Genomic DNA, 10,404 nt, shown 5'->3' with positions numbered 1-10,404 from the left:
GGGTCTGTGCCGACGGCGACGGTCGCAGTGGGCCGCGGGGCGGGATCCGGCATCGGGCCTCCTCCGTGACGGGGTGGCCAGCATCCGCCCGTGATCATGCGGAGTCAAGGGTTCCAGCCGCACCCCGACGGCACCGAGCTTTACTCGCAGCTGCCGAAACGGCACTCGAAGTCGGCGCGGTCGGCTTCCGCCGCGGCGCGGACCTCGCCCGGCAACCAGTGCGGCTCCGGAGATTGGAGCCACCGCCCGACGGCACCGTGATCGCAGGTCAGTTCCGCCGTGACGAACCAATGGTCACTCCTGGACCACGGCACCGTACATTCGCATGCCCACCCGCGATCACAGGAGGTGACCCGTGCGGAGGGGCAGCCGTTGAGATGCGTCAAGCCGATCGGGGAGGATCCGCCCCGCAGGTTCACGGTCTGAAGGCCTCTGAGCAGCCACGCCTTGACCGCCTCATCGAGGTCATCGTTCACAGCCGGTCCTCTCGGTCTCGCAAAGCACCGACGCTCCGTCATCGCCTGTCGGCTGACGCTACCCGGTGAGGGGTGAGTGCGGCCCTGACATCGTCAGCACGAGCGCTTCAGAGCGTCTGGGAGGTGGCGCGACTGAGGCGCCTACAAGAGGTCGGGCTCGTAGGCGAGGAGGGCGTGGCCGCGCTGCTGGTACCAGGCGGTGACTGTGGCGGCTACGACGTCTCGGATTTCCTGGACGACGTCGTCGGCGTACATCTGCCTGCCGTCCTTCTCGGGGAGGTGTTCGCAGTCGAGGATGGTGACGGTGAACTCGACGTGGCGGAGTTCGCGGCTCACCGTGCGCTCCGGTCGTGCGGGCAGCGGCAGCCGGGCTTCACGTGCACCCACCCGAACGATGCCTCGTAGCAGGCGGCCGAGATCTCCGGCGGCCGGCAGGACACACGGAACACCGAATCAGCCATCGCCGTGAACGGCGTCCAGGCCTCGAACTGCTCAGCCTGCCATCCAGCCATCTCGGCCAGCAGGCCGATGCCGAGCTCCGCTGCCTCCGCCTCAACAGCCCGCAACGATCGGGCAGCACCCGCCCGAGCGGCAAGGTAGCCAGCCACGTCGAAGTCGCTCACAGCCCCTCCTCCCAGCCGTATCCCTCGGCGAGCAACCGAACCGTCCGGCACGGCCACGTCTCGCCCCAGCACGTCGAGCAGCACGAGACCGTCCCGGTGTTGAGCACGAACGACGGCCGGTCACGGACATCCACCTGGTGCTCGTCGAGGATCTGCCGGTCGGCCGCAACTCGGCGCAGGACCGTCTGCGGGTCCCACAGGGCGATGTGCCGCGCCTGTTCGTTGGTCGGTGATCCCTCGTCGTAGATCACCGGCCTGTCTTTACCTTCGACGAGCCAGCGGTCCTCCGGGTTGTGGGTCCAGGTCGGCCCGTTCGCGATGGCGGCGGTGCGCGCGATCTGCTCCACGCGGTCCAGCTCGGCCCGAAGCCACGTCACGAGGGCGCTCACGGCCTCTCCTCAGCCGGCGTCTGTGAGAACGGCACGGTTGGCGGCGTCGGCCGGAGGTGGATCTCCCCGGACCGAAGTGCCGGGTCTTCGACCAGCGGGATCCGGTAGCCGAGGAGCACCGCAACGTGCACGGCACCCCAGGACGGATTCGGGCCTTCGGGGTAGAGGCGGCCGAACCGCGTGAGAGTGCCGCGCTCGGCCGCGATCTCGTGGACAGGGTCCGTGCGGATCACGGTGAACTCGGCGGGATCGACGGGCGGTTCCGTACCGCGGCTGCTCATGCGGCTCTCCTGGTCTGGTAGGTGGCGATGTCGGGCAGGTCGACTATCCGTGGCCGGGCGGATGGGGCGGGGAGCGTGAGGCTGTCCTCGATGGACTGCTGGCGTTCCTCGTCGCTGGCGTTCTCCCACCAGTCGATGAACGCCTCGACGTCGCCCGTCACCCCCACTCCTCGGGTGCGGCTTTGTGCTCCTCGGCCCACTCGTCGGCGTCGTCCTCGGTGCCGATGTTGTCGACGTAGGCGGGGCAGGACCGGCACGAGACGTTCCACTCGCCGTCCACCTCCCAGATGCGGGAGTCGTGGACCTCGGGCCGGTCCTCGGGAGGCTGGCAGCAGTTGGCGCAGGTGCAGCACAAGGGCGTGCCCTTGTAGTTGCGGTAGACGACGTCTGGCCTGCCGCAGCCAGCGCACGGTGACGTACTCGGGACTCCGAGGGCGGCTTGGGCGGCGGCGATGCGGGCCTCGGCCTGCTCGGCACGGGCTTTGTGGTCACACTCGATCGGGGCCGGGCAGCCGCGCAGCTCGCCGAACGCCAGCTGCCGGATGGCCTCGTACTTCTCGGCCGTGGTGTGGCCGTCCCACTGGGCGCGCGGGTCGTCGGCGGCCACGTGCTCGACGTGGCCGTACAAATCGGCATCTCGCGGCGCGATGTGCCAGGAGAACTGCCGTCCACCGGCGGTGATGTACAGGATCTGCCAGCCGGGTTCGTCGATGTCGGTGGCGGGGGTGATGACGGCGGGGTGGATGGTGGCGAGCCAGGCGGTGAGGTGGGCGCGCTCGCGGTAGGCGCCGTCACGCTCGACCGTGGCGGCGTCGACGGCGGCCTCGGCGTCAAGCATCTGGGCTCGGCGTCGCGTGCTGGTCTTCTGCGACGCGGCGAGTTGGCGGGTCAGCTCCTCGATGGCGGGTGCGATGTCGGGCCACGCGTCGCCGTGTCCGCCCCAGGGTTCGAGGAGGTCACGAGCGTGTTCCAGCAGGGCGGCCCGTTCGCGGGCTCCGGCCTCGGCAAGCTGTGTGCGTTCGATGAGGCCGCCACGCTCCCGGCGGAGCTTGCCGAGTTCGTCCTCGGCGGCGTCGAGCTGGGTCTTGAGCTGCTGCTGGTAGGCGCTGGTCATGCGGCCCTCCGGGGCTTGCTGATCTGCGGGTTGGCGTCGGTGGTTTCGGCGAGCCGGGCCGCGGCTTCAATCGCCTGCGCGATGCCGGCAGCCCCGCAGTCGAGGTCGAGCTGGCCAGCCTGGTGGGCGAGGACGACAGCGTGAGTGGTGCTGCGGGCGCCGAGCTTGATGCGGGCGCCCTGGGTGCGGTCGAGGATGGCGTTGCGGCTGAGGCCGAGGCGGCGGGCGGTCTGCTCGCTGGTGTAGCCGTCGGCGGCGTATCGGAGCGCTTCGATCTCCCCGGGGCTGAGGGGCTGTCCGGGGTGGGCCTTGATGGTCATCTCTGGCGCTCCCATTGCTGTTCGAGGAGGTGGATCTGGTGGTCGACGTAGGTGTCGGTGATGGGCGGCGGGACGTAGATCGGGCGGCGGTCGGCGTGGTTGGTGTTGCGGAGCATCCAGAGGCCGACGAGGGCGCCGGGCCCGCAGGTGGCGAGGACGGTCCAGGCGGTCATGCGGCATCGTCCTCGTCGTGGTCGTGGAGGGCTTCGATGGCGTCGGTGATGGCCTGCCGGACGTCGGCGAGGGCGTCGTTGTAGCCCGCGATTGCGGCGTGGTATTCGGGGTCGTCAGGGTCCGAGAACTTGTTGGCGACCGAGTCAGGGATTCCGACGACGGCCTTGAGGGCGGCGATCAGCTCGTCGACGGGGATGAACTCGACGACGGTGGCGCCGTCGTGGCCGTGGATCTCCTTGACGTGGCCGAGGTGGTCCCAGACGACGGTGGATCCGCGTTCGCCGCGCCAGCGAACGACGGCCCGGGACTTTCCGGCGGCGGGGAAGAGGACGCCGTCGGCGACGATGCCGGTGCCAGAGACGCCGGTGATGTCGTGGTGGCGGCGGAGGACGAACGGGCTTGCGGCGGGGCTGAGGGTGTCGAGGTAGGCGGTGATGCGGTCGGCGGGGGTCATTGGGAGTCTCCAATCGGGGCGGTGTGGTCGTCTCGGCCGGTGGGGTGGAGGGCGAGGAGGACTGTGTCCAGGCCGGCGCCCTCGCAGACGCCAGCCAGGACCAGCCACGGACTGACGGTCATTCGGTGGCCGGGTCGACGAGGTCGAACAACTGCCACCGGCCGCCCTCGCGGTCCCACTGTTCGACGCGGATTCGGGTGACTCGGCTGGTGCCTGCCTTCACCGCGGTGACTTCTGCGCGAACCCGCTCGTAGGCCTTGGCTTCGCTGGTGAATTCGGTGCGGGTGGGGCTGCCGGGCAGGTTCAGGACGACGGCCCAGGGTCGGGACTTGCGCTTCGGGGCAGTCACTGCTGGCCGCCTTCCGGCTGGTTGTGGATCTGGATGGCCTGGTCGAGGGTCCTGGCGCCGAGCTTGCGGATCGCGCGGCGGACGGTGCCGCGTACGGCGCTCTCGGTGATGCGAAGGGCGGCGGCGATGTCGTAGTCGGTGCGGCCCTCCGCCTTGTAGCGAAGGACGTCGCGCTCGCGCGGGGTGAGCGGGCGCGTCACTGGTCACCGACCTGACCGAGCACCGCGCGGGCCACCGCGAGGGCGGCGTCCTGGTTGGCGTTCGTGAGGTTGGTCCACGTGACTGCGGCGACGTCCAGCCAGTCGGCGAGGGCAAGGCCGACGCCGGGGTGCATCAGAGCGATGTAGGTCGCCGCCACCGGCGGAGCCTTCGGGTCGGTGAAGGTGTTGGCGATGAGCAGCGGCACGCCAACGTTGCTGATCGCCTGGGGGTAGCCGCTCGGGCCGCTATGAACCGTCCAGGGTCCACGGATGCCGTGGAGTTCGAGGTAGCCGACGTGTTCGCGCAGCACCTCGGCTGCGGCGGCGAGCAGGTCGGCGGGCTGGTCGGTCACGGGTGCTCCTCGGGTTGGGGCCTGCCGCCGTGGGACGGCAAGCCGGGGTGGGTCAGCGGCGGGCGGCGTTCCGAGCGGCAGCGAGACGCTTCGCCCGCCACTCGTCCGGGATGTCGTACAGGGCGGCGAGCGCGTCCCGGATCGGCCCGGCTTGCTCAGCGGGCATCGCGTCAAGGACGGGGGCGAGCAGGCCTTCGAGGTGGGTGATGCGGTCGTCGGTGGTGCTGCGGGTCCAGGCCGCCAGATTGACGGTGGGGATCTCGATCTGGCGGCCGGCGAAGTCCCGGAGCCAGGTGCCGTGCTTTTGCTCGGCCTCCTGGAGCCTGCTGACGCCGTTGATGAGGCGCGTCTCGATCCAGGTGGTGCCGTCGGGGTCGCGGTAGATCCGTTGCACGGTGTCCTCCTCGGTGGGTGGCTGGTGCCGCCCGCGGTCACGGGCGGCGTCAGGCGTCAGGTCAGGCGGCGGCGGGGGCGGCTCGGTGCCAGAGTTCGGCGAGGGCGGCGTACGCCTGCTGCGGAACGACACCGTTGCCGCCGGCCTTGAGTTGGGCGTTACGGGCCCTCGCGGCGGTCATGCCATCCAGCAGGGGGGCGTCCGTGATCCAGCCGGCGGGAAGGCCCATCATCCACTCGACGACCTGGGGCGCGAGGCGTCCGTGATCGTCAGTTGGCCGGGGAGCTGTCCGTCCGGTGACGTGCTCCCAGCGGCGGATCGCGGGCTCGTAGACGCCCCAATCCGGGGGCTCGCAGGTAGCAGCGAGACCGCGGTGCGCAGGTTCATGCCGCCGTGCGCGGTGTGTCCGGGGCCGGTGTGGTCCGAGCTGGTCGGTGACGGCAACAGGCGTACGTCCGACCGCAGCCCCCACCCCGTGGTGGATCCCCTGTCCGTTCCACCGTCCGACGCTCTCGGCGTGGAGAGCAGCTTGACCCGCTCCACCAGCGAGTCCGGGTAGCCGCCCGACTTCCAGTCGCGGGCCCCGGGCGTCGGCAGGCCAGGCGAGGATGAAGACGCGGTCGCGTTGGTGGCAGGCGCCGATCTCGGACGCCCGTAGGCTCGTCCACTCCGCATCGAGCCCGAGCTCGGCCAAGTCGCCGAGAACGGCGCCGAGAGCTCGAAGATGGAGTTCGGCTCCGGAAGCACCATCCACACTCGGAGCGTCGGGTCCCATTCCACGATCGGCGGGTGCGGAGAGGAGGCCGGGGACATTCTCGATCACCACCAGGTTGGGTTGGAGGGCGGCTATGGCGTGGGCCATGTGGGCCCACAGTCCGGAGCGGGTTTGGTTGTTGAGGCCGGCACGTTGTCCGGCGAGGGAGACGTCGGTGCAGGGGAAGCCGCCGGTGAGGATGTCGACCGGCCCGTGGTCGGCGAGGACCTGGTCCCAGTCGACGGTGGTGATGTCGCCGAGGTTGGGGACGCCGGGCCAGTGATGGGCGAGGATTCGGGCGGCGTACTGGTGCAGGTCTGGGCGGCCCCTCTTGTCCGGGGGCTCGTACTGGGAGTGCCAGACGGTCCGGGCCCCGAAGAACGCTTCGACGGCGAGATCGAGGCCGCCGTAGCCGCTGAACAGGGAGCCGATGCGAAGGGGCATGGTGGCGGTTCCTCAGCTGGTCGTGTCGCGGGCGGCGGCTGCGAGGTCGGCAGCGGCGCGGCGCAGGGGGCCGTGCTCGATGCCGGTGATCCCGTTCCACTGGCCGTCGATCTTGTCGGCGGTGGAGCGGAGGAGGGTGGCGGCGGCCTGGGCGGCCATACGGAGCCGGTCGATCTCGGCGTCGCGGCCGTCGAGTTCGGGCTGGACCACGGCCAGGACGGCGTCCACGAGGGACGGGGCGTCGCCGTGGCAGAGCGAGCAACCGGTCTCGAATCGGTGGCCGCCCTCGCCGTGCTGGGTGAGCGGGGGCATGTTGGCTGCCCAGGGAACGGCAGCGATGCGCAGGGCATACTCGATGCGCTCGGCGAGCGGCGGCGGGGTGTCGCTCACCGAGCACCGCCAGCGGTCTTGTCGGCGACGGATCGAAGCGTGTCAACGGCCCAGTCGACGCCATCGCTGAACTCGGGGCTGCGGTCGGGGTTGCCAGCCTCCAGGACGTCGGCTGCGCGGCGGTAGGCGTTGGCGGTCAGCTCGTTGACGAGGGCCGTCGTGGGGCCGTCGCCGAGGAGGTCGGTGAGGCGCTGGCGGGCGGTGGGCTGGGGCCCGTAGATGTCGCCGTCGTCGTAGATGCCGGTCACCGGGCACCGCCGTTCAGGACGGCGCGGGCGGCCTGCTCGATGGCGTGGTTGATGGCGTGCTCGGCGTCGTCGACGGGCTCGCGGATCAGGAGGGCGCGAACACGCTCGGCGGCGGCCGCAAGGATGTTGCGGGTCTCGTTGGCAGTGGCCATTACGGGTCTCCGTGTCCGGTGTGTGGTTGGTTAGTTGGTGGCGTGACCAGGAAGGTTCAGCGCATTGGCCGTGATCTGCGCGATCTCTGCGATGGTCTGCGCGTAGCCGAAGATGGTGCGGTTCAGCTCGTCTCGGACCTGCCAGCCGTCTGTGATCGGCGCCTCGGGGTGCCCGACGTGGCCGCGACTCGGGGCCACGGGAGATCCGTATGCCCAGGGCAGTCGGGGCCGGCGCGGCTCGGGGAGCGCGAGTTCGGCTGGGGTGGGCTGCGGGGCGATGCCGATCACGTTCCAGCTGGAATGGCCGTGGGGGCCACATCGGACGGCGGCGTAGGCGCGCCCGTGGATGGTGACCGTTTCGATGGGGCTGAGGGCCATGGGGTGCTCCGGGGATCGAAGAAAAAACCTTGTGGGAACACAGTAATCAAGAACCGTGTGGGCACACAAGCTGCTCGGTGATAAATCCGTGTGGGAACATGACCGATATGACCGAGGACAGCGACCACACATTCGCCACCCGCTTCCGCATCCCCCGCCGCATGTGGGACGCCTACGGCCGCATCACCGACCGCCAAGGCACCGACCGCACCGCCGACCTGGTCGCCCACGTCCGCGCCGTCATCCAGCAGCACGGCACCCCCGAGGACCTCGCGGACCTCGCAGCCGCAGAGCAGGAGCTGAAGGAACGCCGCTCCCGCAAGGGCGGCCGGCCGCCCAAGGTCAAGCCCGAGCAGTAGACCCATGCCGCAGGGCGGCCGCCGACCAGTGCCGCGCGGCGCTTCATGCTGCCCGCGTCCGGTGACGCTGGCCGGGTACTGCTGATGCATCGTCGGGCCTCCGTGGCGTGGCGGGCCCCCTGACGGCCTCGCGGGGGCGGGGTGGTGTCGTGGTCCGGTGCGGGCGTGCGCGGCCGTTGTGGGGCTGTCCTGGCCGCGCACGGGGCCGTCAGGTGACGGGCTGGACGGTGAGGGGGGTGACGCGTCCGGGGCCGCGGTGGAGGGGTCGGTCGGTGTCGGGATCGACGTGGACGATCTGCTGGGCGCCGTCCTCGGGGATCCAGTCCCAGGAGGTGAGTTCGGTGCGGGCGTAGTCCTCGCAGTGGGCGAGTGCGGCGGTCTCGGTGGGCCACAGGGTGGGTTCGGTGCCGTCGTACTCGGCGAGCCAGTAGGTGGTGGGCTGGGCGGCCTCCAGATCCCGGACCCGGGCGAGCAGGTCCGGAACGGCGGTGCGGGCGGCCTCGATGAACTCGCCGTCGGCCTTGATGCCGATGCTGATCACGATGTGGTTCTCGCCGGGGCCGTCGTCGGGGCTCTGGAGGACCCACAAGTGTCCGGGGTAACCGTGGCCATCGAGGTCGTCGCGGAGGGTCCACGGGCCGCCGGTGGCGGCGTCGAGCCGTGCCTGGATGGCGTTGAGGTCGAGGGGCTGGGTCATCGGTGGTCCTCGCAGTCGGGGCAGACGCGGTAGAGGTGGGCGAACCCGTCGGCCTGGATGGCGCCGAGGGTGCGCAGGGTGGCGTAGGGCTCTCGGTGGTGGTCGTGTGGCGTGGTGCGGCTGTGGGTTCGGATGGCTGGGTTGCAGAGCGCGGTTCGTTCGGGGGTCCAGCGGTGGAGGTCGTGGCGGTCGGTTGTGGTGCCGGCCCAGTCGGCGGGCTGGAGCTGCTTCATCGGGTGGTCTCCTCGGTGCTCGCCTCGCGCAGCCCGTGGAGGTACACGAGCGCGGCCTGCAGGCCAGCCATCTCCGGGTCGTTCTGCGGACGGCCCGACATCAGCCGGACGATGCCGCTAATGCCCTCCTGGATGGCGGCGCGGCGGGTCTCGTCCTCGGTGAGCGGGAACACGGCGGCCAGGAGGGCGCGGATCTCGGTGGCGTCGCGGTCGTCGAGCTCGGTCTTCAACAGGCTGGTGCTGCTGCCGTTGAACTTCGGGCCGGCGAGCCGGTAGCCGTGGCCACGACCGTTCTCGTCGACCTGGTTGATGCTGATCTGGAGGCCTTTGGTCCATCCGTCGCGGCAGACCTCGATGGTGATGCGGTCGGTGGGCTTGCTCATCGGGTGGTCTCCTCGGCGCGCAGGTCGATGTGCTCCAGGCTGATGCCGCCGGCGTAGCCCTCGACGGCGACGACCGGCTCGCCGTGGCCGAGGTTCCAGGCGAGAGACCGGGTTCGGGTCTCCAGGCGCTGGTAGTCGGTGATGCCGATCTCGGCAGCGAACTCGGGGCGGACGCCGGGGTAGGCGGTCACGAACGTGCCGACCGGGTGGGCGGTATTCCACTGCTCCGCGGTCAGGTCGCTCATCGGATGGTCTCCTCGGTGATGGTGAGCTGGCCGGCCGCTTCGACCGCGGCTCGGCGGGTGGCGGCGGCGGTCTGCCGGTGGTGGTCGCGGTCGTAGTGCAGGTGGCACTTGTGGCCGACGTGGTCGCGGTACGCGCGCAATACCTCGGGCAGGGTCTGTGTAGGCGGGCACCGGAATTCGTCGATCCCCCGCGCTCGGCTGCTGCCTGTACGGAAGCGCGGTGAGGTCAAGGTGATCGACGCACACTTCCGGACGCTCCGGGCCGGTACCACCCAGGTATGCACGCGCTGTTCGGCGTCGATCCCGATCAGGGTGATTACGTCGGCGGCCTTCTCGGCGCCGAGTCCCTTCGGTGCCGCGAACTTGAAGATCGCGCGGCGCCCCGACCGGAACGTGCACCAGCTCTCCTGGGCGTACTTGACCTCGATGCGCACCGGCCGGTCGAGGTAGGGGAGTTCGACGTCCCACGGGCATCCGTGCTCCGTGAGGGCGCCGCCGGTGAGTCGGGCCACTGCGGCTTCCCAGAACTGGTAGGTCCGGGTGACGTCGACGCGGAACTGCTGCCGCATGAGGTTGGTTGCGGCGAGCTCCTCGGGCCCGAGAAGGGTGCTTATGGGCTCAGATAGCAAGGTCGTCTCCGATGGGCAGTGAGGTCTGTCCGGCAGCGGCGAGCGCGGCGGCACGCGTGCGGCGCCGGGTCTCTCGGCGGTGGGGTGCGTCGTAGGAGTTGTGGCATGCCTGGCACATGGCGCGAAGGTTGGCGGGGTCGCAGTCCTCGGGGGTGTGGTTGAGGTGGGCGACGGTGAGGACCACCTTCGAGCCGGTGCCGTACGCCTGGCTGCCGTTGAGGTTGGGGCAGCGGCCGATATGGGTGCCGCGCCCGCACTCACCAAGGCATTCGCAGCGGCCGGCGGCCCGGTTGGTGCGGATGTCGAGGCTGATGGCGTCCCAGTCGGCGGGGTAGCGATCGCGGTTCTCCGGGCGGATCGGCATC

At 70.5% G+C, this 10,404-nt stretch carries 25 protein-coding genes; 1 reads left to right on the top strand and 24 read right to left on the bottom strand.

All coding sequences use genetic code 11. The features are described from left to right. Positions 1-617: 617 nt before the first annotated feature. The 18 genes from ACFXDE_RS01835 to ACFXDE_RS01750 form a co-directional block, all read right to left on the bottom strand. On the bottom strand, positions 618-812 hold the full coding sequence (locus ACFXDE_RS01835) for a hypothetical protein (RefSeq protein ID WP_380489786.1): 195 nt from the start codon (positions 810-812) through the stop codon (positions 618-620). Beyond that, positions 809-1,099, bottom strand: a complete 291-nt coding sequence (locus ACFXDE_RS01830; protein ID WP_380489784.1) for a hypothetical protein — start codon at positions 1,097-1,099, stop codon at positions 809-811. Before ACFXDE_RS01830 ends, ACFXDE_RS01835 begins: the two co-directional genes overlap by 4 nt. Then, on the bottom strand, positions 1,096-1,488 hold the full coding sequence (locus tag ACFXDE_RS01825; protein ID WP_380489782.1) for a DUF6221 family protein: 393 nt from the start codon (positions 1,486-1,488) through the stop codon (positions 1,096-1,098). Before ACFXDE_RS01825 ends, ACFXDE_RS01830 begins: the two co-directional genes overlap by 4 nt. Then, the gene (locus ACFXDE_RS01820) at positions 1,485-1,769 is read right to left on the bottom strand and encodes a hypothetical protein (protein WP_380489780.1); all 285 of its coding nucleotides are present in this window, start codon (positions 1,767-1,769) and stop codon (positions 1,485-1,487) included. Before ACFXDE_RS01820 ends, ACFXDE_RS01825 begins: the two co-directional genes overlap by 4 nt. Continuing rightward, entirely contained in the window at positions 1,766-1,930 is a 165-nt protein-coding gene (locus tag ACFXDE_RS01815; RefSeq protein WP_380489778.1) for a hypothetical protein, read from the bottom strand. Before ACFXDE_RS01815 ends, ACFXDE_RS01820 begins: the two co-directional genes overlap by 4 nt. Next, the gene (locus ACFXDE_RS01810; protein ID WP_380489776.1) at positions 1,927-2,883 is read right to left on the bottom strand and encodes a hypothetical protein; all 957 of its coding nucleotides are present in this window, start codon (positions 2,881-2,883) and stop codon (positions 1,927-1,929) included. The genes ACFXDE_RS01815 and ACFXDE_RS01810 overlap by 4 nt, the downstream gene beginning before the upstream one ends. Then, on the bottom strand, positions 2,880-3,203 hold the full coding sequence (locus ACFXDE_RS01805) for a LuxR C-terminal-related transcriptional regulator (protein WP_380489774.1): 324 nt from the start codon (positions 3,201-3,203) through the stop codon (positions 2,880-2,882). The genes ACFXDE_RS01810 and ACFXDE_RS01805 overlap by 4 nt, the downstream gene beginning before the upstream one ends. Then, positions 3,200-3,376, bottom strand: coding sequence for a hypothetical protein (locus tag ACFXDE_RS01800; protein WP_380489772.1), 177 nt, complete (start codon positions 3,374-3,376; stop codon positions 3,200-3,202). The genes ACFXDE_RS01805 and ACFXDE_RS01800 overlap by 4 nt, the downstream gene beginning before the upstream one ends. Then, the gene (locus tag ACFXDE_RS01795) at positions 3,373-3,831 is read right to left on the bottom strand and encodes a hypothetical protein (protein WP_380489770.1); all 459 of its coding nucleotides are present in this window, start codon (positions 3,829-3,831) and stop codon (positions 3,373-3,375) included. Before ACFXDE_RS01795 ends, ACFXDE_RS01800 begins: the two co-directional genes overlap by 4 nt. 118 nt (positions 3,832-3,949) lie before the next feature. Next, positions 3,950-4,180: a hypothetical protein gene (locus tag ACFXDE_RS01790; protein ID WP_380489768.1), complete on the bottom strand. Its 231-nt coding sequence runs from the start codon at positions 4,178-4,180 to the stop codon at positions 3,950-3,952. After that, positions 4,177-4,380, bottom strand: a complete 204-nt coding sequence (locus tag ACFXDE_RS01785) for a response regulator transcription factor (RefSeq protein WP_380489766.1) — start codon at positions 4,378-4,380, stop codon at positions 4,177-4,179. Before ACFXDE_RS01785 ends, ACFXDE_RS01790 begins: the two co-directional genes overlap by 4 nt. Further along, positions 4,377-4,733: a hypothetical protein gene (locus ACFXDE_RS01780; protein ID WP_380489764.1), complete on the bottom strand. Its 357-nt coding sequence runs from the start codon at positions 4,731-4,733 to the stop codon at positions 4,377-4,379. The genes ACFXDE_RS01785 and ACFXDE_RS01780 overlap by 4 nt, the downstream gene beginning before the upstream one ends. A gap of 52 nt (positions 4,734-4,785) precedes the next feature. Beyond that, positions 4,786-5,127 (bottom strand): hypothetical protein, encoded by a 342-nt coding sequence (locus tag ACFXDE_RS01775; protein ID WP_380489762.1) that lies wholly within the window; start codon positions 5,125-5,127, stop codon positions 4,786-4,788. Positions 5,128-5,188: 61 nt separating this feature from the next. Continuing rightward, complete coding sequence (locus tag ACFXDE_RS01770; RefSeq protein ID WP_380489760.1) at positions 5,189-6,325, bottom strand: DNA cytosine methyltransferase; 1,137 nt, start codon at positions 6,323-6,325, stop codon at positions 5,189-5,191. Positions 6,326-6,337: 12 nt separating this feature from the next. Next, positions 6,338-6,715: a hypothetical protein gene (locus ACFXDE_RS01765; protein WP_380489758.1), complete on the bottom strand. Its 378-nt coding sequence runs from the start codon at positions 6,713-6,715 to the stop codon at positions 6,338-6,340. After that, the gene (locus ACFXDE_RS01760; RefSeq protein ID WP_380489756.1) at positions 6,712-6,963 is read right to left on the bottom strand and encodes a hypothetical protein; all 252 of its coding nucleotides are present in this window, start codon (positions 6,961-6,963) and stop codon (positions 6,712-6,714) included. The genes ACFXDE_RS01765 and ACFXDE_RS01760 overlap by 4 nt, the downstream gene beginning before the upstream one ends. After that, a complete protein-coding gene (locus tag ACFXDE_RS01755) occupies positions 6,960-7,115 on the bottom strand; it encodes a hypothetical protein (protein WP_380489754.1) in 156 nt (51 codons plus the stop codon). The genes ACFXDE_RS01760 and ACFXDE_RS01755 overlap by 4 nt, the downstream gene beginning before the upstream one ends. A gap of 30 nt (positions 7,116-7,145) precedes the next feature. Continuing rightward, the gene (locus ACFXDE_RS01750) at positions 7,146-7,493 is read right to left on the bottom strand and encodes a hypothetical protein (RefSeq protein ID WP_380489752.1); all 348 of its coding nucleotides are present in this window, start codon (positions 7,491-7,493) and stop codon (positions 7,146-7,148) included. Between the two features lie 107 nt (positions 7,494-7,600). On the opposite strand from ACFXDE_RS01750, the gene ACFXDE_RS01745 reads away from it, so the two are divergent. After that, positions 7,601-7,852 (top strand): hypothetical protein, encoded by a 252-nt coding sequence (locus ACFXDE_RS01745; RefSeq protein WP_380489750.1) that lies wholly within the window; start codon positions 7,601-7,603, stop codon positions 7,850-7,852. 208 nt (positions 7,853-8,060) lie between these two features. On the opposite strand, the gene ACFXDE_RS01740 is transcribed toward ACFXDE_RS01745, so the two are convergent. From ACFXDE_RS01740 to ACFXDE_RS01715, 6 genes are read right to left on the bottom strand one after another with little or no spacing between them, the layout of a single operon-like run. Next, a complete protein-coding gene (locus ACFXDE_RS01740) occupies positions 8,061-8,549 on the bottom strand; it encodes a hypothetical protein (RefSeq protein WP_380489748.1) in 489 nt (162 codons plus the stop codon). Then, positions 8,546-8,782 carry a hypothetical protein gene (locus ACFXDE_RS01735; protein WP_380489747.1) on the bottom strand — a complete coding sequence of 79 codons (237 nt, stop codon included), beginning with the start codon at positions 8,780-8,782 and terminating at the stop codon, positions 8,546-8,548. Before ACFXDE_RS01735 ends, ACFXDE_RS01740 begins: the two co-directional genes overlap by 4 nt. Next, positions 8,779-9,165, bottom strand: coding sequence for a hypothetical protein (locus ACFXDE_RS01730; RefSeq protein WP_380489745.1), 387 nt, complete (start codon positions 9,163-9,165; stop codon positions 8,779-8,781). Before ACFXDE_RS01730 ends, ACFXDE_RS01735 begins: the two co-directional genes overlap by 4 nt. Continuing rightward, on the bottom strand, positions 9,162-9,410 hold the full coding sequence (locus ACFXDE_RS01725) for a hypothetical protein (RefSeq protein WP_380489743.1): 249 nt from the start codon (positions 9,408-9,410) through the stop codon (positions 9,162-9,164). Before ACFXDE_RS01725 ends, ACFXDE_RS01730 begins: the two co-directional genes overlap by 4 nt. After that, a complete protein-coding gene (locus ACFXDE_RS01720) occupies positions 9,407-10,039 on the bottom strand; it encodes a hypothetical protein (RefSeq protein ID WP_380489741.1) in 633 nt (210 codons plus the stop codon). The genes ACFXDE_RS01725 and ACFXDE_RS01720 overlap by 4 nt, the downstream gene beginning before the upstream one ends. Continuing rightward, complete coding sequence (locus ACFXDE_RS01715; RefSeq protein WP_380489739.1) at positions 10,029-10,403, bottom strand: hypothetical protein; 375 nt, start codon at positions 10,401-10,403, stop codon at positions 10,029-10,031. The genes ACFXDE_RS01720 and ACFXDE_RS01715 overlap by 11 nt, the downstream gene beginning before the upstream one ends. Between the last annotated feature and the right edge of the window lies 1 nt (position 10,404).

The sequence above is a fragment of the Kitasatospora sp. NPDC059408 genome (genome assembly GCF_042751525.1).
Taxonomy (GTDB): Bacteria; Actinomycetota; Actinomycetes; order Streptomycetales; family Streptomycetaceae; genus Kitasatospora.
The sequence above is the reverse complement of the archived record's forward strand: the minus strand, read 5'-3'. Positions and strand labels throughout refer to the sequence as shown.